This window comes from Segeticoccus sp. (assembly GCF_035708005.1).
Genome location: NZ_DASSTI010000072.1, coordinates 1 through 21,143 on the forward strand (window position 1 = coordinate 1; position 21,143 = coordinate 21,143).

Here is a 21,143-nt window from a genome sequence, read left to right on the forward strand (position 1 = left end):
GCCATCGAGGCCAGGTCGTCGCGGTCGAGCAGGTCGGGCGCACTGACGCCGACGAAGACGTCGGCGCCTCGCACACACTCGCCCAGGGAGCCGGAGGCACCGGAGCCGTTGGTGTGCTCGGCAAGCCAGCTCTTCTCACCCTCGAGGTCGTCGCGGTCGGGCCCGAGGGCACCCAAGCTGTCGCACACGACCACGTCACCGACACCGGCGTGCAGCAGCAGCCGCGACACCGCGCTCCCGGCGGCGCCCGCCCCGGACACCACGACCCTCAGCTCCTCGAGCTTCTTCCCGACGACGCGCAGCGCGTTCGTCAGCGCTGCCAGCACCACGATCGCCGTCCCATGCTGGTCGTCGTGGAAGACCGGGATGTCCAGCTCCTCGCGCAGCCGCTCCTCGATCTCGAAGCAGCGCGGCGCGGAGATGTCCTCCAGGTTGATCCCCGCGAAGCCGGGCGAGATGGCCTTGACGGTGCGCACGATCTCGTCGGCGTCCTTGGTGTCCAAGCAGATCGGGAACGCGTCGATCCCCGCGAACCGCTTGAACAGCGCCGCCTTGCCTTCCATCACCGGCAGCGCGCCGAGTGGGCCGATGTCCCCGAGTCCGAGCACGGCGGTGCCGTCGGTCACCACCGCGACCGTGTTGCGCTTGATCGTGAGCCGCCGCGCGTCCGAGGGGTTCTTCGCGATCGCCAGGCACACCCGCGCCACCCCCGGGGTGTAGACCAGCGACAGGTCGTCGCGGTTGCGGATCGGCACCTTCGACTCGACCTGCAGCTTGCCGCCCAGGTGGACCAGGAAGGTGCGGTCGCTGACCTTGCCGATCTGCACGCCCTCGACCGCGGCCATCGCCTCGACCAGCTCGTCCGCGTGGGTGGTGTCCCGGGCCGCCGCGGTCACGTCCACCCGCAGCCGGGCACCGCCGGAGGCCTGGATGTCGAGGCCGGTGACGAGCCCGCCGGCGTGCTCGATCGCGGTGGTCAGCTCACTGACGGCGGTGGCGCGGGCGGGCAGCTCGAGGCGGACGGTGATGGAGTTGGACACGGAGGGGACGGCAGTCATGGCCCACATTGTCGCGGACTGCCATGGGGTATGCCGCAACCCCACCTCCCAGCGCGTCGCCCGCGCCGCGAGAGGCGTCGAGCGGGCATCGAGCGGGTCCTCAGGGCTGGGTGGACGGGGGCTGCGTGGACGAGGGCTGTGTGGACGACGGCTGGGTGGATGAGGGCTGTGTGGACGACGGCTGGGTGGAACCGGTCGGCGGCTCCAGCCCCAGGTTCACGTGCGACTCGGTGCCCGGGTCGATCTGGACGATCTCGCGGCCGCCGGGCGGCGTGCTGAACGGCTCCTGGGACTCGGGTGTCGCCTGCAGGAGGTAGCGACCCGGCTGCAGGTCCGCGAACTGGTAGTTCCCCGAGCCATCGGTCGTCTGGGTGCGCCCCTCGGCTCCCGGGACCGGGGTGCCGTTGGCGTCCACGGGGGTGAGGGTGACCGTCACCGGCTGCGTCGCGGCCGGTTCGACCGGCTCGGTGACCCCGTCACCCCGCTGGCCGTCGCCGTTGGTGTCCTGGAAGGCCACGCCGGCGAGCGAGGACAGGACGATTCCCGCGTCGACCTGGACCGAGCCGTCGGCCGGGAGCGTGATCGTTCCGCTGTGCCCGGTGGAGTCCACGTCCGAGTCGGTGGAGGAGGCCGTCGGGTCGCTGGTGGAGGCGGTGGTGAACCCCGCGACCCGGGACAGCGGGTCGGGCAGGGTCATCGCGACGCTGTAGCCGCTCCCGGCGGGCACCTGCGCGAACCGGTAGGTGCCCAGCGTCGCCGGGTTGTTCGGGTCGTCGGCGGTCTGCTGGGTGACCGGCTGGCCGTCGACGAGCACCGGCTGGCCGTCGCGCAGCAGCTGCACGGTCACGCCACCGACGCCGGGCTCGCCGGCGTCCTGCTGCCCGTTGCTGTTCTCGTCGTCCCAGACCCACCCCGAGATGACCCCGGTGGACTGCGACTGGGTGGGGCTCGGCGACGAGGAGCCGCCCGACGGCGAGGTGCTCGACGGGCCGGGGCTCGCCGGCGCGGACGGCGTCGTGGAGGTGGGCGTCGGCACGGGAGTCGAGCCGGTCGGGGTCGGTGTGGGCGTCGACCCGGTCGGGCTGGGCATCGGCGCGCTGCCCGACGGCGCCGGGCCGGACGCGCTGCCGGAGGAGGACGGCGGACCGCCGGCGGAGCCCGACGGGCCGGACCCGGACGGCGACGGTGCCGAGCCGCCGGACGTGGGCGGCGACGTCGGGTTGGGCGTCGGCGCGGCGGAGGAACCGGACGACGTCGGCGACGGGGACGCAGACTGCCCGGACGACGACGGCGGCGGGGCCGCCGCGACGCGGGGCGGCTGCCCGCCCTGACCGCTGCGGGGCGCCGGCGGTGGCGGCTTCGGGGTGTCGGCGGGCTGGCGCGGGTCGCCGCTCGGCACCCGTCCGGAGGCGGCGGGCACGACGGAGACGCCGTCCCGGTAGGCCGTACCCCACGTGAGGACCGAGCGGACGTAGGACATGGACGCGTTGTAGCGCAGCACGGCGGCGGTCAGCCCGGTGACCGTGCGCAGGTTCCCCCCACCGGCGCAGAGGTAGCGAGCGGCACCCAGCGAGGCGTCATACACGTTGTTGGGGTCGCGCACCCCGTCCCCGTTGCCGTCCGAGGCGACCGCGGCCCACGTGGACGGCAGGAACTGCATCGGCCCGACCGCCCGGTCGAACTGCGCGTTGCCGTCGAGGCGTCCCCCGTCGCTGTCGGTGATCACCGAGGTGCCGGGCATGGAGCCGTCCAGCAGTGGACCGAGGATCGTCCCCCGGGTGGTGCCCTGCGCGTCGACCCGTCCCCCGGCGGCATGGTCGGACTCGATCCGCCCGATGCCGGCGAGCAGCCACCAGGGCACGCCGCAGCGGGGGTCCTGGGCGGCCATCGTCGCCGCGGCCTGCCGGTAGGCGTCCAGGACGATCAACGGTATGCCGGCCACGGCACCCTGCATGGTCGTCGGCAGGTCACCGCGCAGCGCCGCGGCGCCGAGCAGCTCGGCGGCGGCGAGGTCGCGCCCGGAGACGTGCGCTCCCCGCAGCTGGTCACCCACGCTCTGCCCGTGCCGGGCGGAGGGCAGCACCCCGCCGGTCCACGACGGCGGGGGCGGCGTCCCGGGGCGCAGGACCCCGGTCGAGCCGTCTCCGGCACCGACGGCCTCACCCGACCACGCCACGGTCAGCGAGCCGGTGTCGCGCTGTGGTCCCGTGGCGCCGACGGTGCCCACGGACGAGGCCGTGGCAGCGGTGGCCAGCACAGCACCCACGGCACCGGCGATGAGGGGCCGTCGGCGGCACCCCGGTCGACCGAGTGCCGCCAAGCCCGTTGCCCTGACACCTGACTGCCCCATGCGCGCTCGCCCACCTCCACGCCGCACTGGTCCGGACCAGAGTTCTCGCGGCGTGCGACATCCCGCCTGCCACGGACCCTCTTGTCCTGTGACACTAGGCCGCCGCAACGACCCTCGCCAGCGATCGGCGAAACTGTCGGGGAAATGTCAGGAACCGCCCGCCCCTCCCAGACGGCTCGCAGCATCCGCGATCGGCCGGTCCGGGCGTTCAGGTGATCGGCAGGGCGGTCGCCAGCAGGACGATGACGACCGACCCGATCAGGGAGCCGACCGCGAGCGCCCGGGCGACCTCCTTGCGGCCGGTGCCGTGGGCCCAGCCGTGCAGCCCGGAGGCGAGTAGGACGAGCGCGAAGACGGTGAGCTTGGCCAGGAGCGTGCGCCCGTAGCCCGGATGGGTCAGCGAGGTGAACGTGACGCCCTCCCGCCAGGCGAGCAGCGCGCCGGTGCCGACCTGGACCGGCAGGAAGACGCTGAGGGTGTAGACGCCGAAGCGCTGCCCGACGCTGCGCATCAGTCCGGCGGCGTCGGCCACCTTGAGCCGCTGCCGGATCAGCGGCAGGAGCAACGCCGTCAGGGTCAGCTGGCCGCCGACCCACACCATCGCCGAGACGACGTGCAGGAAGCGCACGAAGGGCCACAGTCCGAGCACCGGTTCTCCTGTTGCCTTGAGATGCGTCTAACGGGTCACCGTGATGCTGCCGTGCGCCCCGCGGGCGGCGTCCACCATCACGTGGTCCAGGACCGGGTAGTGCCCCGGCGCGGGCAGGGTCAGCTCGACGAAGCCGCCCTCTCCCGGCTCGAGGTCGAGCGCCTGCGCGGCGCCCTTCTCGGCGTTGCCGCGGCGCAGCAGGTAGGCGCCCTCCTTGAAGACGGTGTCGAACTGGGTCCCGACCACGTGGAACGAGCTGGGCCGGACCAGTCCGTCGTCCACCACCCAGAAGCGCACGCGGTCGCCGGCGCGGGCCCGCAGCGGGAAGTGGTGGTACTGGTCGACGTAGCCGTTGAACACGACGGCGTCCGGCGTGCCCTGCGCCATCTTGGTGAAGTCCCCGTGCTGGCCCTGCGGGCCGAGGTAGAGCTCGGACTGCACGAGCACCCACTGGTGGTCCACCGGCGGCAGGTGGGGCGGGTCGATGACGACGGCGCCGTACATGCCGTTGCCGATGTGCTGGAGCATCGGCTCGGTCGCGCAGTGGTACATCCACGCCCCCGAGTGCCGGGCGGTGAAGCGGAACGTCAGCTGCCCACCGGGCGGCACGGTGCGCATGGCCCGGTCCGGGGAGACCTCACTGGCGTGGAAGTCGATCGAGTGGCCCATCGCCGACTCGTTGCGCAGGGTCACCACGAAGGTGTCACCGACGCGCCCGTGCAGGATCGGCCCCGGGACCGTCCCGTTGAACGTCCACATCCGTTGCCGCACACCGGGAGCCACCTCGAGCACCTTGTCGACGGCACGCAGCGTCACGTGGTGCAGCCGGCCGGCGGGAACCGGTGGGAGCACGGCGCTTCGCGGGTGGAACGACGGCGACGGCATGGCAGCCGGGTTGAGCCGCGCGTCGCGGGTGGCGCCCTGCCGATCCGCTCCCGACGCGGCGTTCGGCACGGCCATGCCGGCCATGTCGTGTGAACGACCGGTCACGTTGACCTGCAACGTCATTCCGGCTTCCTTGTGCCCCGGGACGGTGCACCACCCCTCGCGCGAGGACTGCACCGTGCCCAGGTCGAGGCGCTGGTGGTCACCCATCTGCAGCATGCGGGTGCGTGGGCCGCCCGGGAAGGCCAGGTCGTGCCGCATGGGGTCCTTGTTCGTGACTTCGAGGACGACATGGGTCCCCCGGGGGACGGTGATCGTCCCCGGCGCAATGTCCATGTTTGCCAACGTGATCGGCACGACCCGGGTGCCCCTCTCGGCGGCGGCCGACGCGGACGACGCGGCAGGGCGGGAGGACCCGTCGGCCACGGGCTGGGTCCCGCCGCGACCGCTCAACGCGATACCCACGGCCACGAGCAGCATCACCAGTCCGATCGCCAGCCCGCCGACGACCGCGCGATGGCCCGTGTGCCGGGACGTCACCTCCGCACCCGACGTCGCCGGGGGCGTCCGGAACAGCACGGCGGTCAGCAGCAGGCCGACGAAGGCCAGGACCGCCACGACCACAAGTCCCCAGCCGACCCGTGCAGCGACCCCGCGCGGGCCGTGGGAACCGGCTCCTGTGCCGACCGCGACGAGGGCGACGCCGACGTTGAGCGCGACGACCCGGGCGGCACCGAAGCGGTCCAGCACCCCGGACAGCCGCCGACCGTCGGCGGGCCCCCGGCCGAGCACCACCGGCACCAGGTAGGTCAGGGCACCGAGCAGGACCTGCGCGACGAAGCCGACCAGCAGCAGCGGCACGATGCGGGCCACGGCGTCCGCGGCACCGGCAGCGGGGTGCGTCGCGGCGAGCGCGTTGAACACCTGGCCGCCGAGGTCGACCGCGAGTGCGACGACCAGCCAGCCGGTGCCCGCCGCCATCAGCCAGGCCGCGGTCGAGCGGGGGGTCTTCTGCCGGGCGGTCCGCACGAACGGGTCGAGGGCCAGCACGGCACCGGCGCTGTAGCCCACGAGGCCGAGGACGACGACCGCCGGCACGGCCAGGAGCAGTCCGACCAGCAGCGCCAGCAGCCCGGCGCCGGTGAGGGCGAGACTGCGCCGGGCGGTGGGCACGATGCCCTCGACCATCCGGGTGCGCAGGATGGTCGGCCACAGCGCGAACTGCGTGCCGAGGATCGTCAGGGCCACCCAGCCCAACAGGTTGAGGTGCACGTGCGCGGCATACAGGCGTGGCTCCCAGGGCGCGGGGACACCGAAGGCGAGCGCCGAGCCCAGGCCGATGCCGGCCAGCAGCGCGACGGCGGCCGCGCGGTAGAAGCCGACGAGGGGGGTGAACCGGCCACCCAGGGCACGACGGCCCGCACGGACCAGCCCGAGGAGGTGCCAGCCGATCACGACGGCGAGCGCGCTGGCTGCGGCGACCGTCACGATCGGGTGTGCCGTGGTGACGCCGGTGAGCACTGCCACCACGGCGGCGTTCAGCGCCGCGAGCTGCCAGCCGGCCGCCCGGCGCGAGCCCTCCGGCAGGTGCAGGAGCGTGATCGTGAAGTGGCGGCTCCAGACGACGATCGCGTTCGTCACCGCACCGAGGGCGAACAGGTGGATGACCAGCCAGCGTGGGGCGGACCCGAACACGTGGAACGGCACGGTCGCCACCGCCGCGACGAGGTAGCCGACGACCACGGCGTTGGCGACCAGGTGCCAGGAGGCCCGGTCCCGCAGGACCGACCCACGCGCCCCTGGGGCCTCGGGCGCCGCAGTCGCGGGACGGGCGGAACGACGGCTGCGCACGACGGTGACCGCGGTGACGACGAGGAAGAGCAGCAGCGCGACCTCGTTCAGGACTCCCCCGACCTGCCAGGCCAGGCGGTTGCCGAGCGCGTCGCCGCCGAGGAGCCGCACCAGCAGCGAGAGGTGCAGCAGCGCGAGGTGGACGTAGAACACCCGGCGGTAGGGCAGCCGCACGCCGAGCACCGCCGGCACGATCACCGGCGCGTGGGCGAAGACCATGGACATGACGAAGCCCAGGAAGATGCTGTGCAGCATCGCGTCGTATGCCGACCCGTCGGCCATCCGCCCCACGGCGAGCCACAGCGCTCCCCCGGCGGCGAGCCAGACGTAGCCGGCCAGCAGGGCGGCGGCCATGTAGCGCGTCAGGCCCGGGATGCGGATCGTGCGGCGGGCGACGTCGTAGCGCAGCAGCCACCCGGCGACTCCGATGAGCGCGGCCCCCGCCAGCCGGACCCCGAGGTCCTCGGTCCACAGCGACAGGACGAGCGCCGTGAGCAGCGCACCGGACAGGGCGACGAGGACCCGGCGCACCGGCTCGGAGGTAATGGCCACCCGGGACAGCTCGAGCCGCTCCCCGGCGATCGTCAGGACGAGGAAGCCCGCCAGCCACGGGACGAAGCGCGGGACGTCCCACCCGGCCAGCCAGAGGCCGGCGGCGACCGGCCAGCAGGCCGCGCCGGCGGTCATCACGGCGGTGTGGACCGCGGGCTGGAGCTGGTAGAGCGCGAGGAACACGGCCACGAGCGCCAGTCCGGCGAAGGTCAACAGGGCGGGACCCAGGACGAAGGGGGCGCCCGCGATCGTGGCGAGTCCGCCCAACCCGGCGGCCGCCGGCGCGAGGAAGGCCCACCAGCGACCGAGCGCGACCGCGCGCTCGGCGCTGATGAGGGTACCGAGGAAGGCCAGCGCCATGAGCGGCCCGTGTGCGGCGGCCAGCGGGAGCGCGGTGTGCGGCACCGGCAACCCGAGCAGGATCAGGGCGGCCCAGAGCCCGGCGAGCAGCGCCACGACGCCCAGGGCCATCCACGGGCCGATGCGGCGGGCGCGCCCGCGGGGGCGCAGCACGGTGGACGGGTTCACGACGCATAATTTACAGTGTTGGTAACGTAAAAATGAACTCTGCAGGGCGTGTGGGAAGGTGGTGCCATGCCGCAGGCACGACACACGGCCGACGACCGGCCGGCCCGGGTGGGCGCGAGTCGCGCCCGCGCCCTCGAGGTGCTCCAGGACGCCGGGCAGCCGCTCGGGGTGCAGGAGGTCGCCGAACTGATGGACCTGCACCCGAACACGGCGCGGGTGCACCTCGACGCGCTGGTGGGGGCGGGCCTGGCCACCCGCGACCGGGAGGAACGCGACACCCCGGGCCGCCCTCGCACGGTCTATGCCGCGGCGCCCGGGGAGGCGCCGCTCGGCCAGCGCAACTACCGCCTGCTCTCGGAGATCCTCACCAGCCTGCTGGCCGCCTCCCTGCCCCAGCCGGGTCGGGCCTCGCTCGAGGCCGGCCGGGCCTGGGGCCGCTACCTGTCGCAGCGGCCGGTCCCCTTCCAGCAGGTCGACACCGAGGAGACGGTCGACCAGCTGCTCGGGGTGCTGAGCGAGATCGGCTTCGACCCGGAGCGCGACGACCAGCCCGACGACCAGCACGACGACACCGGCCAGCGGATCCGGCTGCGCCACTGCCCGTTCCGCGAGGTCGCCAAGGAGCACCGCGACGTGGTGTGTGCGATCCACCTCGGCCTCATGCAGGGCGCCCTGAGCGAGATGGAGTCCCCCCTGACGGCGGACCGGCTCGACCCGTTCGTCGAGCCCGCCCTGTGCGTCGCCCACCTCGCGCCGGCGCGGGACGGCGGCCCGGCACCCACGGAGCTCCCGACGCCGACCGCGCGACCCGCGACGAGCTCCGCGGCGGCCGCACGGCCCGGTTCGTCAGTACCAGAAGCGCCGTCAGTACCAGAAGCGCTCTGAGGTCGCCGGCAGGGCGGCCACCGACTCGTCATGGGGGTCCGCGACCCGCTCCCCGGCAAGCTCGCCGAGCCGGAGCAGTGCGGGCACGCCGGTGACGACGCCTCCGTCCTGCACCAAGGCCGGGATCGTCCGGTCACCCAGAGCCGTCCAGGCGTCGTGCCATGCCCGGATCCTCCGGTAGGCCTCGGAGGTGACCGGACCGCGAGCTGGACTCACGGCATACCCGAACTCGCGCAGCGGTGCCGACTTCGCGTGGCCGGCCCGGATGGGCGCGGCCAACAGGGCGCGCAGGATCTCGGGGTTCCCGATGTCCAGCCCCTCGACCCAGTACGCGCGGAACAGCAGTCGGCGAACCTGGTCCGCCACACCTGCACCGACCGCCTCCGCGAAGCCGGCCACCGCTGCACGAGTGCTCGGAAGGAGGGCGGGCGGCCGCCCCGGCAGCTCCTCGCCCGGCAACAGCAGCTCCTGCACCTGGCGCCACTCCCGGGCCAGGTCGCGCGAGCCGTCGCCGTCCAGCCGCAAGCCGGTCAGCGGGGTCTGGGGTGCGTGTTCCACCGCTCGCCACTCGACGACGGCGTCGGTGCCGACCAGGAGGTCGGCCCGCCAGCTCGCCAGGTAGCTGAAGGGGCAGCTGAAGTCCCCGTAGACGATGGTGCCCATGTCCTCTCCCTCATCGAGCGTGCCGGCCATCCCACCGGCAGGACCATCGTGGGCCATTCCACTTGTTTTTACAATACCTGCAGTGAAAAAATGAGCCGGTCGGTTCGGCCAGCCTGAGGAGGAGAACCCGTGACCTATGTGATCGCGCAACCGTGCGTCGACGTCGTGGACCGTGCGTGCGTCGAGGAGTGCCCCGTGGACTGCATCTACGAGGGCAGCAGGGCGCTGTACATCCACCCCGACGAGTGCGTGGACTGTGGGGCCTGCGAACCGGTGTGTCCGGTGGAGGCCATCTACTACGAGGACGACGTGCCCGAGCAGTGGGCGGAGTACACGACCGACAACGAGCGGTTCTTCAGCGAGGTACTGCCGGGTCGGGACGAACCACTCGGGTCCCCCGGCGGTGCGGCGAAGTTCGGAACGCTTGGGGTGGACACCCCGCTGGTGGCGGCGTTGCCGCCGCAGGAGGCCGCCGTCGAGAACTGAGTGACGGGGTGCTGTGGCACCACCTCGACGTGGTGCCGACAACTGAACAGCTGACGCGTCCACTGGTGGAGGTGGCGGGAATCGAACCCGCGTCCGCTGACGGCAAAACAGGGCTTCTCCGGGTGCAGTGCGCTGTGGATTTTCTCGGCCCCAGTGCTCGCACGCACACGTCCACTGACAGGCCCAGTCGAGTAAGAGTCCCGCGCAACCCCCCGACGAGGCTACGCAGCAAGCTTCCTAGCTGACGTCAGTGACCGGGTCGGAAGCTTTCCCGGGCTGACGGACTTCGGGGCTCGCTCAGGCGGCGAGGGCGAAGTCGGTGCGCTTGGAATTGGCACCTATTGGTTTGCAAGGAGCGTTAACGAGGTGACCTTGCCTCCTCGACCCGCTTCCCCTGATTCGGCGACCAACGTCGAAACCGATCACCCCCTGGTACGGGGTGGATACGTCACGCTGTTCAGTTGTCAACACGCCCAACGGCGAGGTCAGGCTATCGGGTGAACGTCCCGGAGTGCCACGTCATTCCCGATCAGGGCCCGGGCGGCGAGCAGGCCCTCCTCGAAGGCGCGCACGGCGTTGAGCCGATCGGTGCTCCGGGCGCCCCCCACGACCAGGTGCGGCACCCCCTGCTGCGCGAGGGTGCCCGAGAGCGGGTCGTGGGGCAACTGCCCCGCGGCGAGGACCACCGTGTCGGCGGCCACCAGCTCCGGCCCGTCGGGACCGATCACCCGGACCCCCTCGGCCACGATCGCCTCGTAGCGGACGCCGGTGCGCAGGACCGCTCCCCGGCGGCGCAGCTCGCCGACCAGCACCCAGCGGGTCGACCGTCCGATCCCCGCGCCGACGCGACCGGTCCGGCGCATCAGGGTGACCTGCCGGGCCGGCGGGTCGAGCGCGGGGGCAGCTCCGTGCGCGAGCGGGAGGTACTCCGCGCGGAAACGGCGCAGGTCACCGGGTCCGTCGGCGCTGGTCGGGTGCCGGAGCAGCACGTGGGCCAGGTCGACGCCGATGCCGCCGGCGCCCACCACGGCCACGCGCGTCCCGATGTCGGACGCCCGCCCGCCTGCGAGGGCCCCGAAGGCCTGGGGGTAGGTGAGCACGTGGGGCAGGTCCGCACCGGGCAGCCAGGGCACGCGGGGCCGGACGCCGGTCGCCACGACGACCCCGTCCGCGCCGGACAGGTCCGCCAGGTCGCCTGGCCCCAGGGGCCGACCGAGGCGCACCTCCACGCCCAACCGGTCCAGCTCCGCCGCGTAGTAGCGGACCGTCTCGCCGTAGTCGTCCTTGCCCGGCACCAGTCGGGCGAGCCGGAACTGTCCGCCGAGCTCTGCCTCCCGCTCGAACAGCTCCACCTGCGCGCCGGCGAGCGCCAGCTCGCGCGCCGCGGCGAGGCCGGCCGGGCCCGCGCCCGCGACGACGTAGCGACGGCCACCGCCGGAGCGGGCTGCCGGCGCCGGCAGCTCCCGCTCCCGCCCTGCCCGCGGGTTCACCATGCAGGAGACGGGCTCGTCGACGAGGGAGCGGTCGATGCAGGCCTGGTCGCAGGCGATGCAGACGTTCACGGCACGGCCCACTCCGGGACCCGCGCCCGGGCGGCCCTTGGCCACGATCTCGGGGTCGGCGAGGAAGGGGCGCGCCATCGCGACGAAGTCGGCGGCGCCGCTGCGCAGCAGCTCCTCCCCCTGCCCCAACCGGTTCACGCGGTTGCCCGCGATCACCGGCAGGTCGCCGACCGCCGACTTGACGGCGGCGGCTTCCGGGGCCCACGCCACCGGCGGCACGGTGAGCTGCACGGTCGGCACCGGTGACTCGTGCCAGCCGATGCCCACATTGATCGCGTCGACGCCCGCGGCGGCGAGCGCCCTGGCCAGCTCGACGGTCTGCTCCCCGCTCGTCGAGCCGGGCACCAGGTCGGCGCCGGACATCCGGTAGATGACCGGGAAGTCGACCCCGACGGCGGCCCGCACCTTCACGACCACCTCGAGGGGGAAGCACCTCCGGCGGGCCGGGTCGCCGCCGTAGTCGTCCTCGCGCCGGTTCGTCACGGGCGAGACGAACTGGTTGAGCAGGTATCCCTCGGAGCCCATGAGCTCCACCGCGTCGAAGCCCGTCTCGGCCGCGACCTGCGCCGCGCGGGCGAAGTCGTCGGCGGTGGCCGCCACCTCCGCGGCGGTCAGCGCGTGCGGCGGCGCCGGGGAGAACCTGCTCGGCACGGCCGACGGCGCGACGGGCTGCAGCCCGAACGCGTCGGCGACGGCGTAACGCCCGGCGTGGAACAGCTGCAGGGCCATCCGTCCCCCGGCGGCGTGCACCTCGCGGACCACCCGAGCCAAGGTCGGGCGGTGGCGGGGCTCGTCCATGAGCCCGTAGTGCGGGCCACCGGCGCCCACGCGGTTGACGGCCCAGCCCCCGGTGATGATGAGCCCCGCGCCCCCGCGCGCCCGCTCGGCGTAGAAGGTGGCCAGCGCCCGCCCGCCGTCGTCGCGGTCCTCCAGACCGAGGTGCATCGACCCCATGACGACGCGGTGTGGCAGCGGCAGCCGGCCGATCCTTCCGGGCCGCCAGAGCAGGTCAGGCATCCGGCTCCGTGCCGGCGCCGGGGTGCGGCGGCAACGACAGCGGCGGGGTCGCATCGGCATAGAAGGGAGGCGCGACGATGCTCAGCCCGCCGTCGACGACGAGGGTCTGGCCGGTGATGTACTCCGAGGACGCCGACAGCAGGAACAGCACGACGTCGGACACCTCCCGGACCGTGCCCATCCGGGCCTTGGGCACCTTGGCGAGCACGTCCTCCAGCGGCGGCATGCCCGGCACGTCGTAGAAGTAGGCCGAGGAGTCGGACTCGATGATGCCGCCGTTGACGGCGTTGACGTTGATGCCGTAGGGCGCGAACTCCACAGCCATGTACCGCACCCACGCCTCGAGGGCGGCCTTGGCGGCCCCCAGGTTGGCGTAGGTGGGGTAGGCGCGCTGGCTGCCGTAGCTGGTCAGCGTGACGATCCGGCCGCCGTCACGCATGAGCGGCACGGCCTGCTGGGCGGCGAGCACGAAGGCCCGCACGTTCATCGCGTAGGAGCGGTCGAGGTGGTGCAGGCCCAGGTCGAGGATGCGCTTGAACGAACTGGCCGCCGCGTTGGAGACGAAGTGGTCGAGGCGGCCGTAGCGCTCGCCCACGACGGCGAACAGCCGCTCGATGTCCTCGGGGTGCTCGACGTCGGCCTGCACCGTGATGCCCTGGCCACCGCGCTGCTCGATCTCGGCGAGCGTCTTGGCGGCGAGGTCGTCGTTCTTCTTGTAGTTGACCACGACCGTCCCGCCGCCGTCGGCGAGTGACATGGCCAGGGACCGGCCGATGCCGCGGGAGCTGCCGGTGATGAGGGAGACGGTGCCCGCGAAGGGGCGGGGTGCGACGGTGTCGGTCATCGGGCCACCTCCTGCTGTTGGCTGTGCCGGCGCAGGACCTCCCGCGCGATGACGGTCTTCTGGATCTCGTTGGTGCCCTCCTCGAACCGCTGGGCGCGGGCGTCGCGGTAGACCCGTTCGATGGGGCTGGAGGACCAGTAGCCGATGCCCCCGTGGATCTGCAGCGCCTTGTCGGTGACCCGGGTGAGCATGTCGACGGCCGTCAGCTTGCACATGGAGGACAGAGCGGACGTTGCTGCTGCATCCTCGCCACTCCCCCGTTCCCACTCCCGGGCGGCGTGCAGGACCAGCTGCCGGGCCGCCTCGATGTCCGCGGCGTTCTCGGCGATCATGAAGGAGATCGCCTGCCGCTGGGCGAGGGTCTTGCCGAACGTGGTGCGGTGCAGGGCGTGCTCGACGGCGAGCTCCTGGGCGCGCCGGGCCAGCCCCACGCAGGTCATCCCCACCGACACCCGGCTCGGGGTGAGGAATCCGCCCAGCGCGACCTCCAGGCCCCGGCCCTCCTCCCCAAGCCGGTTCGCCACCGGTACCGGCGCCTCGCGGAAGACGAGGTGCGCATGGTCGGTGCCCCGGACGCCCATCGTCTCGGGCATGGACTCGACCGTCACCCCGGGCGCTGACCGGTCGACCATGAGCGCGACCGTCCCCTCCTTGCCGCTGGTGCCGGCCAGCCGCGCGAACAGCAACCAGTAGTCGCACTTCACGCCGAAGGTGATCAGGTGCTTCTCCCCCGACAGCAGGTAGTGGTCGCCGTCCCGGGTGACGCTGCAGCGCAGGTCCGCACCCGTGCCCGCGGTGGGCTCGGTGAGCGTGAAGGCCACCCTGGTCTCGCCTCGCACGAGCGGTATGACGAACCTCGCCCGCTGCTCCTCGGTCGCGAACTGGTCCATCGCCCGCCAGATGCCGTTGGTGACGTGCACGATCATCCGCAGGGACGCGTGGGACATCGAGAACAGCTCGACCAGCTCGAGGTACCGGGAGAACGGCAGGCCGCGGCCGCCATACTCCGCGGGGGCGGCGAGGGAGAGGTAACCGCGCTCGCGCAGGTCCGCCCACAGCGCGTCGGGGACCTCGCCCTCGCGTTCGATCTGCTCGGCCCACTGCTCGCCGGGACCGGCGACGAAGGCCGCCACCTCGGCCTTCAGTGCCGCGAACTGGCCCTCGTCCAACGGCTGTTCGGCGTCGACGGCTGCGCGGGCGGCCGGCGGGTTCGTGGTGGGGCTGGGCGGGCTGCTCGCTGTCACGACGGGAGTTCCTCCTCCGGCTGGGGTGTGAGGGTGCGGGCACGGTCGCGCAGGACGAACTTCTGCACCTTGCCCGTGGCGTTGCGCGGGAGCCGGTCGATCACCTCGAGCCGCTCGGGCCAGTAGTGCTTGGACACCTGGTGGGCGTCGAGGTGCTTCTGCATGGACCGGAAGTCCAAGGTGGTGTCGGGGCGCAGCACGACGAAGGCGCAGGCCCGCTCCCCCAGCCGCTCGTCGGGCATCGCGACGATCGCCACGTCCTCGACCGCCGGGTGCTCGAAGAGGAGCTGCTCGATCTCGGAGACCGGCACCTTCTCCCCGCCCCGGTTGATGATGTCCTTGACCCGCCCACTGATCCGGATGTAGCCGGACTCGTCGAGGATCCCGAGGTCGCCGGTGCGGAAGAAGCCGTCCGCGGTGTAGGCGTCGGCGGTCCAGTCCGGGTGGTCGAGGTAGCCCTCGAAGAAGGACGGTCCGCGCAGCTCGAAGTTGCCCTCCGTGCCCCGGGGCAGCTCGCGGCCCTCGTCGTCGGTGATCCGGACCTCGATGCCCGCGAGCGCGCGACCGTCGGTGCCCCAGGTCTTCACCGCTTCGTCGGTGGGCGCCGACAGCGTGCCGAGGCAGGTCTCGGTGGTCCCCCACGCTCCGCAGACCGCGGCACCGAGGACGCGCGTGGCCCGCTCGGCGAGCCCTCGGGGGACGGCGGCGCCGGTGGCGACGAACACGCGCAGTGCCTCCGGCGCCGGCGCACCCTGCTCCACCGTGCGCACGAGGTCGGCGAGGAAGGGGGTCGCGGCCTGCACGAAGGTGCACCCGTGCTCGCGCAGCGCCGCCGCCGCGACCTCGGGGTCCCACACCGGTTGCACGACCTGCGGCGCACCGAGCACGAGCGCCACCCACATGCCGTAGAGGAAGCCTGTCTGGTGGGCAAGCGGGGAGGGGATGTAGACGCAGTCGCGTCGGCCCAGGCCGAGGTGAGCGGTCTGCATCGCTGCCGCACGGGTCAGCACCTCGTGCCGGTGGAGCACCCCCTTGGGCTCTCCGGACGTGCCGGAGGTGAAGAGCAGCTGAGCCGTCTGGTCCGGGCTCGGTGCGCGCTCGCGCAACCGGGCCCGGTCGACGACCACGCGCTCGACGAGGCTGGTGTAGTCGTGCCAGGCGGGACCGTCGTCGAGCAGGACGGGCGCCGGTGAGCCGGCAGCACCGAGCACCACCACGTGCTCCACCTGCGGCCCGTCGCCGCGGCACACGGCCGCAGTCTCGGCGCGGTAGTCCCGGCCGCGGAACTCGTCCGGCACGAAGAGAACTCGGGCGCCCGAGCGCTGCAGCGCGAACGCGACCTCGCGGCCGCGCAGGATGGGCATCAACGGACAGCAGACCGCGCCGACCCGCAGGATCGCCAGGGACAACGCGACGAACTCGGCCCGGTTCGGCAGCTGGAAGGCCACCCGCTCCCCCCGCGCCACGCCGAGGTCGAGCAGCACCGTGGCCAGCCGGTCCACCTCCCGGTCCAACTCGGCCCAGGTCCAGCTCCGGGCGCTGGGGCCTCCCACCTCGACGACGGCCCGCTCGTCCGGCCTGCTGGTGGCCCACCGGTGCAGCCACTCGGTGATGGGGGTGCGGGCGACGTCGGTGGCCGGCAGCCGCCGTCGCGGGGCCGCGGTGGCCCGGCCGGGCTGCACCGCCATGGGAATGCCCAGGGTGTTCATCGCGTCCAGGAACGCCGGGTAGGAGATCCGGTAGGCGTGGGGATAGCTCAGCGTGCTGCGTCCCGAGGCGCGGGAGCCGGCGACGGCGAGCGCCATGAGGACGCGGTGGTCGTTGAAGGAGGACAGGGCCGCACCGGTCAGCCCGCCGACACCGTGGACCAGCAGGCGGTCACCGTCGAGCTCGAGGCGGCCGCCCATGCGGTTCAGCTGCAGCATCGCCGAGGCACGGTCCGACTCCTTCAGCCGGGTGTGCGAGACGTGGTCGAAGACCGTGGTGCCCTCCGCGAACGTCGCCATGGTCGACAGGACCGGCAGCATGTCGGGCAGGTCGCGGCAGTCCACCCGGGTGCTCTGCAGCGGGCTGCCGTCCCGGCGCACCCGCACCGCCCGGGCCGCCTCGTCCAGCGACATGACCAGCCCCATGCGCGTCATGATGTCGAGGGCGTCGGACTCGGGGTGGTCGGTCTGGTCGCTGCGCACCGCGGTCAGGCCGTGCAGGAGCACGTCCGAGGGATGGATGGCGGCGGCGGCGAGGCCGAAGGCGGCCGAGCCGATGTCCGGGGGGAGCTGCAGGTCGGTCGGCACTGCCTGCTGGTCGGGCGGGACCTCGAAGTGCCGCCAGTCGTCGGAGACGTCCACCCGCAGGCCGAACTGGGCCATCATCCGCACCGTGAGCTCGAGGTAGGTGCGTTCGTTCGCCTGACCCTCCACCTCGATGACCGTCCGGCCGGTGGCGAAGGGCGCCAGCAGCAACAGGCCCGAGATCCATTGCGAGAGCGTGCCGTTGATCCTCACCCGGCCCCCCGTGGGGCGCCGGGGCTGCACGGCGATCGGCGGGCACCCACGGGCGGACTCGAGCCGGACGCCCATCTGCTCCAGCGCCGACAACAGCGGGACCAGCGGCCGGCGCTGGAAGTACTTCTGCCCCGTCACCGTCACCGGTCGGTCGGCCAGGCAGGCGAGCCCGGCCATGAAGTACAGCGTCGACCCCGAGCTCCCGGCCGACAGGACCTCCTGTCGTGCGCGGTAGGGACCGCCGTGCACCACGAAGGTGTCACCGTCCACCTCGACCCGGGTGCCCAGTCCGCGCAGCAGCTGCACGGTGTAGCGGACGTGCTGCGCGTCGGACAGTCCCACCACGCGGCTGCGGCCGGGCGCGAGTGACGCCAGGATCAGCGCTCGGTGCGCGTGGTACTTCGAGTTCGGCACACGCACCTCGCCGGTGACCTTCGCGGTGGTTCCGTCGACGGAGAGGTACATGTGCCGGCCCCCTCAGCTCGCCCAGGTGGGTCGTAGCGGCATGTGGGCGTTGCCGTCGGGCTCGACGTGGACCCCGAGCACTTGGTGCAACTGGATCCTGTTGCGTTCGAACGACAACCGCGACCCGGCGAGGTAGAGCGCCCAGACCTTGGCGGTGCCCTCGCCGACGAGCGCCACCGCCTCGTCCCAGTTCTCCCGCAGGTTGCGCACCCAGTCGCGGCAGGTCATGGCGTAGTGCTCGCGCAGGTTCTCCTCGTGGCGGACCTCGAACCCGGTGTCCTGCATCACCCGGATGATCTGCCCGGAGCCGGTGATCTCCCCGTCGGGGAAGACGTAGCGGTTGATGAATCCCGCGCTCGGGATGCCCGGGTGCAGGTTGTCCGGACGGGTGATGCAGTGGTTGAGCAGTCGTCCGCCCTCACGCAGCCGGCTCAGCAGGAACCGGAAGTAGGCCGGGTAGTTCTTCACACCGATGTGCTCGGTCAGCCCGATCGAGCTGATGGCGTCGAAGCCGCGCTCGGTGACGTCGCGGTAGTCCATGAAACGGACCTCGGCCTGGTCCGAGAGCCCCTCGTGGGCGATCCGCTTGGCGGCCCAGTCGGCCTGGTCCCGGGACAGGGTGACCCCCAGGGCGCTGACGCCGTAGTGGGTCACGGCGTGGCGCACCATGCCGCCCCAGCCGCAGCCGACGTCGAGCAGCCGCATGCCCGGGCGCAGGTCGAGCTTGCGGCAGATGAGGTCGTACTTGCCTGCCTGCGCCTCCTCGAGGGTGGCGTCCGCGGTCGGGTAGCAGGCACAGGTGTAGGTCATCGACGGGCCGAGCAGCAGCTCGTAGAAGGCGTTGCCGACGTCGTAGTGGTGGTGGATGGCCTCCGCGTCGCGGGACTTGGAGTGCCGCAGCCCGTTGAGCAGCCGGTGGAACTGGGACGGCGTCTCCTGCGGTGGCAACTCGGGCACCCGGAGGCTGCGCAGCCCGAGGGTGCGGGCCAGCTCGGGCAGCTCCCGTGGGGTGGGACGGCGGTAGCTGAACCCGTCCTCGATGAGCTTGAGCAGGTCGTACGGGTCGCCCGGGTGCGTTCCCTCCACGGTGAGGTCGTTCATCAGGTAGGCGCGCGCCATACCGAGGGAGCCGGGGGACGTGACCAGGTACCGCAACCCCCGCTCGTTCTCCAGGCGCAGGGAGATCGCCGCGCCCGGGTCACCCCCCGTGGAGCCGTCGTACGCACTGAACCGCACCGGTGCGTCCGCCCCGAAGAGCTGGTCGAACGCCCGACCGATCGTCATGGTCACCGCCGCTTCACCGCCTTGTCATAGAGAGTGGGTAGCCGACCCTGGGGGTCGTAGACCTTCTTCGCGTGGGCGTAGTCCTCGCCGCCGTAGAGGCGCCAGAACTCGTCCTCGTCGTAGTAGGCATCGGAGTAGAGGCCCTTGTGGCCTCCGAGCTCGCCGACCTTGCGCTCGATCATCCGGTTGACGTCGCCGTCCTCGCGTCCCGGCTCGACCGGGGCCGTCGACCAGAAGCCGACGTTGACGTAGGTGCGGTGCGGCTCCAACGGGTAGAGCGGCCAGCCGGCCGCGCTCGTCTCGGTGTCGCGGAGTCGCAGCGGGCACAGCCAGATCGGCTCGATCGGGACCTCCTGCAGGAACCACCGCAAGTAGTCGGCCGTGCGCTCCACCGGGATCTCGACGTCCTGGACCACGCGCTCCTGCGGCAGCTCACCACGCAACCCGGCCCACCGGGCATACCAGCCGTGCTTGTTCTCGAACCGGATGAGGGAGGAGTAGACGTCGCTGCGCAGGTAGCGGCGCGGCACGAACTGACGGATGCGCGGGTTCTGCACGCCGAAGGCCCGGGAGCACCAGAACCAGTCGGTGTCCCAGCGCCAGAGGTAGTCGCGGACGGTCAGGTGGTCCTCGCGCTTGCGCTGCAGCGAGCGGTAGTAGATGTCCTGGCCGGTGTAGTCGCTGGTGAACGGCGCGTTGTCCTCCCAGGACCCGAGGACGAGGTAGGCCTCGTGCTCGGAGAAGACCACGCCGTCGATGAAGTCGACCGGCTCGCCGTCGTGCTCGCGGGTGATCACGACTGCGCCCATGGTGTCGACCAGGGCGTCGAGGTCGTGGAACCGCAGGTGCCGCAGGTGCACGAACGGGTGGACCGGCTCGAGCTCGATGCGCAGCCGGGTGGCGTAGCCGAGCGAGCCGTAGGAGTTGGGGAAGGTGCGGAACAGCTCGGCGTGCTCGTTCGTGGCGGTGGCGGTGACGACCTCGCCGGCGCCGGTGAAGACGTCCATCTCCAGCACCGACTCGTGCGGAAGCCCGTTGCGGAAGCTGGTCGACTCGATGCCGAGGCCGGTGACCGCGCCGCCGAGGGTGATCGTGCGCAGCTGCGGGACGACCAGCGGGATCAGCCCGTGCGGCAGGGTCGCGTCGACGAGGTCCTCGTAGGTGCACATCCCCTGCACGTCGGCGGTGCGGGCTTGCGCGTCGACCGCGATGACCCCGGCGAGGCCGCCGACGTCGAGGCCGGGGGCGTGGGTGGCCGCGCGCGGCCGGAAGAGGTTGCTGGTGCGCTTGCGCAGCCGCACCGGCGTGCCGGGCGGGATCGCCCGGTAGGAGGCCCGGAGGCGGTCGACCGCGCGTTCGTGCTCCGTCCAGCCCACGAGCTCCCTCATGGACCCAAACCTAGCGCCCACCTTGACCCACGCTGAAGGTTGCCTCTGTCAGCCGTGCGGTCAGGGTGGGCGGTCAGCTGGTGACCGTGCCGGCCAGCTGCCCGGCCGGGCCGCCGTGGTGCACCGGCACCCCGGCGCCGGCGAAGTCGCGCAGCGCCGCCAGGTCATCGGCCGACGGCTCGCCGTCACCGAGGAGTACGACGGCCTCCGCCCCCTTGGCGCCGCTCGAGCAGGCCATCGCGATCGTCACACCGAGGGCGGAGACCTGCAGGTGCGGCAGGTCGACGGTGGCCGCGGCGTAGGTCCGCCCGTCGAGGTCGCGCAGCGCCGCGCCCTCCCGGGCACCGGTGCGGGCCCTGGTCGCGCGGGCGAGGGTCACCAGCTTGCTGTCCTCGGCGTCGAGATCCACGCGGCCATCCTAGGGATCAGCCGTGGGCGCGCCGGGTCGGCGGCCCCTGTCCCCGGGTGGGGGTGACGAGCGGCGCGACCGGGGTGATCAGCACGGTGCCGATCCGGTTGCGGCGGCCCTTGGCCTCCTCGGCCTCGAGCAGCAGGCCGCCGACCTGGACGACCGAGCCGGGGATCGGCACCCGGCCCAGGTGCTTGGCCATCAGGCCGCCCACGGAGTCGACGTCCTCCTCCTCCACGTCGAAGCCGAAGATCTCCTCCAGGTCGTCGATCGGGTAGCGCGAGGAGACGCGCGCGCCGTCGGGCAGCTCCTCGACCTCGATCTCCTCCTCGTCGTACTCGTCGGTGATCTCGCCGACGATCTCCTCCAGCAGGTCCTCGATCGTGATCAGCCCGGCGGTGCCGCCGTACTCGTCCACGACGACGGCGATGTGCTGCCGGTCGGCCTGCATCTCCGAGAGCAGCGCGTCGACGGCCTTGGACTCGGGCACGTAGATCGCGGGCCGCATCACCTCCTCGA

The 21,143-nt window shown here is 72.7% G+C and carries 15 protein-coding genes and 1 other RNA gene; 2 read left to right on the forward strand and 14 right to left on the reverse strand.

All coding sequences use genetic code 11. The features are described from left to right. From VFL99_RS07825 to VFL99_RS07840, 4 genes are all read right to left on the reverse strand, one after another. Positions 1 to 1,058: NAD-dependent malic enzyme (locus VFL99_RS07825; RefSeq protein WP_325105778.1), on the reverse strand; the 1,058-nt coding region annotated here is incomplete at its 3' end. Between the two features lie 100 nt (positions 1,059 to 1,158). Further along, complete coding sequence (locus VFL99_RS07830) at positions 1,159 to 3,324, reverse strand: SdrD B-like domain-containing protein (RefSeq protein ID WP_325105779.1); 2,166 nt, start codon at positions 3,322 to 3,324, stop codon at positions 1,159 to 1,161. A 292-nt stretch (positions 3,325 to 3,616) separates the two neighbouring features. Next, entirely contained in the window at positions 3,617 to 4,057 is a 441-nt protein-coding gene (locus tag VFL99_RS07835; RefSeq protein ID WP_325105780.1) for a hypothetical protein, read from the reverse strand. A 27-nt stretch (positions 4,058 to 4,084) separates the two neighbouring features. Then, the gene (locus VFL99_RS07840) at positions 4,085 to 7,873 is read right to left on the reverse strand and encodes a multicopper oxidase domain-containing protein (protein WP_325105781.1); all 3,789 of its coding nucleotides are present in this window, start codon (positions 7,871 to 7,873) and stop codon (positions 4,085 to 4,087) included. A gap of 66 nt (positions 7,874 to 7,939) precedes the next feature. Here VFL99_RS07840 and VFL99_RS07845 point away from each other — a divergent pair, with 66 nt between their 5' ends. Beyond that, the gene (locus VFL99_RS07845) at positions 7,940 to 8,758 is read left to right on the forward strand and encodes a helix-turn-helix transcriptional regulator (RefSeq protein ID WP_325105782.1); all 819 of its coding nucleotides are present in this window, start codon (positions 7,940 to 7,942) and stop codon (positions 8,756 to 8,758) included. Here VFL99_RS07845 and VFL99_RS07850 read toward each other — a convergent pair. Beyond that, positions 8,738 to 9,421, reverse strand: coding sequence for a DsbA family oxidoreductase (locus VFL99_RS07850; protein WP_325105783.1), 684 nt, complete (start codon positions 9,419 to 9,421; stop codon positions 8,738 to 8,740). The two genes, VFL99_RS07845 and VFL99_RS07850, sit on opposite strands and share 21 nt — an antisense overlap. Before the next feature lie 129 nt (positions 9,422 to 9,550). Here VFL99_RS07850 and fdxA point away from each other — a divergent pair, with 129 nt between their 5' ends. Beyond that, positions 9,551 to 9,907 carry a ferredoxin gene (gene fdxA, locus VFL99_RS07855; protein WP_325105784.1) on the forward strand — a complete coding sequence of 119 codons (357 nt, stop codon included), beginning with the start codon at positions 9,551 to 9,553 and terminating at the stop codon, positions 9,905 to 9,907. A 63-nt stretch (positions 9,908 to 9,970) separates the two neighbouring features. On the opposite strand, the gene ssrA is transcribed toward fdxA, so the two are convergent. The 9 genes from ssrA to VFL99_RS07900 form a co-directional block, all read right to left on the reverse strand. Then, positions 9,971 to 10,337: a transfer-messenger RNA gene (gene ssrA, locus VFL99_RS07860) on the reverse strand. Between the two features lie 55 nt (positions 10,338 to 10,392). Then, positions 10,393 to 12,486, reverse strand: a complete 2,094-nt coding sequence (locus VFL99_RS07865) for an oxidoreductase (RefSeq protein WP_325105785.1) — start codon at positions 12,484 to 12,486, stop codon at positions 10,393 to 10,395. Continuing rightward, positions 12,479 to 13,330, reverse strand: a complete 852-nt coding sequence (locus VFL99_RS07870; protein ID WP_325105786.1) for an SDR family oxidoreductase — start codon at positions 13,328 to 13,330, stop codon at positions 12,479 to 12,481. Before VFL99_RS07870 ends, VFL99_RS07865 begins: the two co-directional genes overlap by 8 nt. Further along, positions 13,327 to 14,574 carry an acyl-CoA dehydrogenase family protein gene (locus VFL99_RS07875; protein ID WP_325105787.1) on the reverse strand — a complete coding sequence of 416 codons (1,248 nt, stop codon included), beginning with the start codon at positions 14,572 to 14,574 and terminating at the stop codon, positions 13,327 to 13,329. The genes VFL99_RS07870 and VFL99_RS07875 overlap by 4 nt, the downstream gene beginning before the upstream one ends. Then, complete coding sequence (gene aroA / locus VFL99_RS07880; RefSeq protein ID WP_325105788.1) at positions 14,571 to 17,543, reverse strand: 3-phosphoshikimate 1-carboxyvinyltransferase; 2,973 nt, start codon at positions 17,541 to 17,543, stop codon at positions 14,571 to 14,573. Before aroA ends, VFL99_RS07875 begins: the two co-directional genes overlap by 4 nt. Positions 17,544 to 17,555: 12 nt before the next feature. Then, a complete protein-coding gene (locus VFL99_RS07885) occupies positions 17,556 to 18,827 on the reverse strand; it encodes a class I SAM-dependent methyltransferase (RefSeq protein ID WP_325105792.1) in 1,272 nt (423 codons plus the stop codon). 2 nt (positions 18,828 to 18,829) lie between these two features. Beyond that, positions 18,830 to 20,215, reverse strand: a complete 1,386-nt coding sequence (locus tag VFL99_RS07890) for an FAD-binding oxidoreductase (RefSeq protein WP_325105789.1) — start codon at positions 20,213 to 20,215, stop codon at positions 18,830 to 18,832. A gap of 73 nt (positions 20,216 to 20,288) precedes the next feature. Further along, entirely contained in the window at positions 20,289 to 20,624 is a 336-nt protein-coding gene (locus tag VFL99_RS07895) for a cytidine/deoxycytidylate deaminase family protein (RefSeq protein WP_325105790.1), read from the reverse strand. A 16-nt stretch (positions 20,625 to 20,640) separates the two neighbouring features. Continuing rightward, positions 20,641 to 21,143 (reverse strand): transporter associated domain-containing protein (locus VFL99_RS07900; RefSeq protein WP_325105791.1); only part of this gene is annotated, 503 nt, incomplete at its 5' end.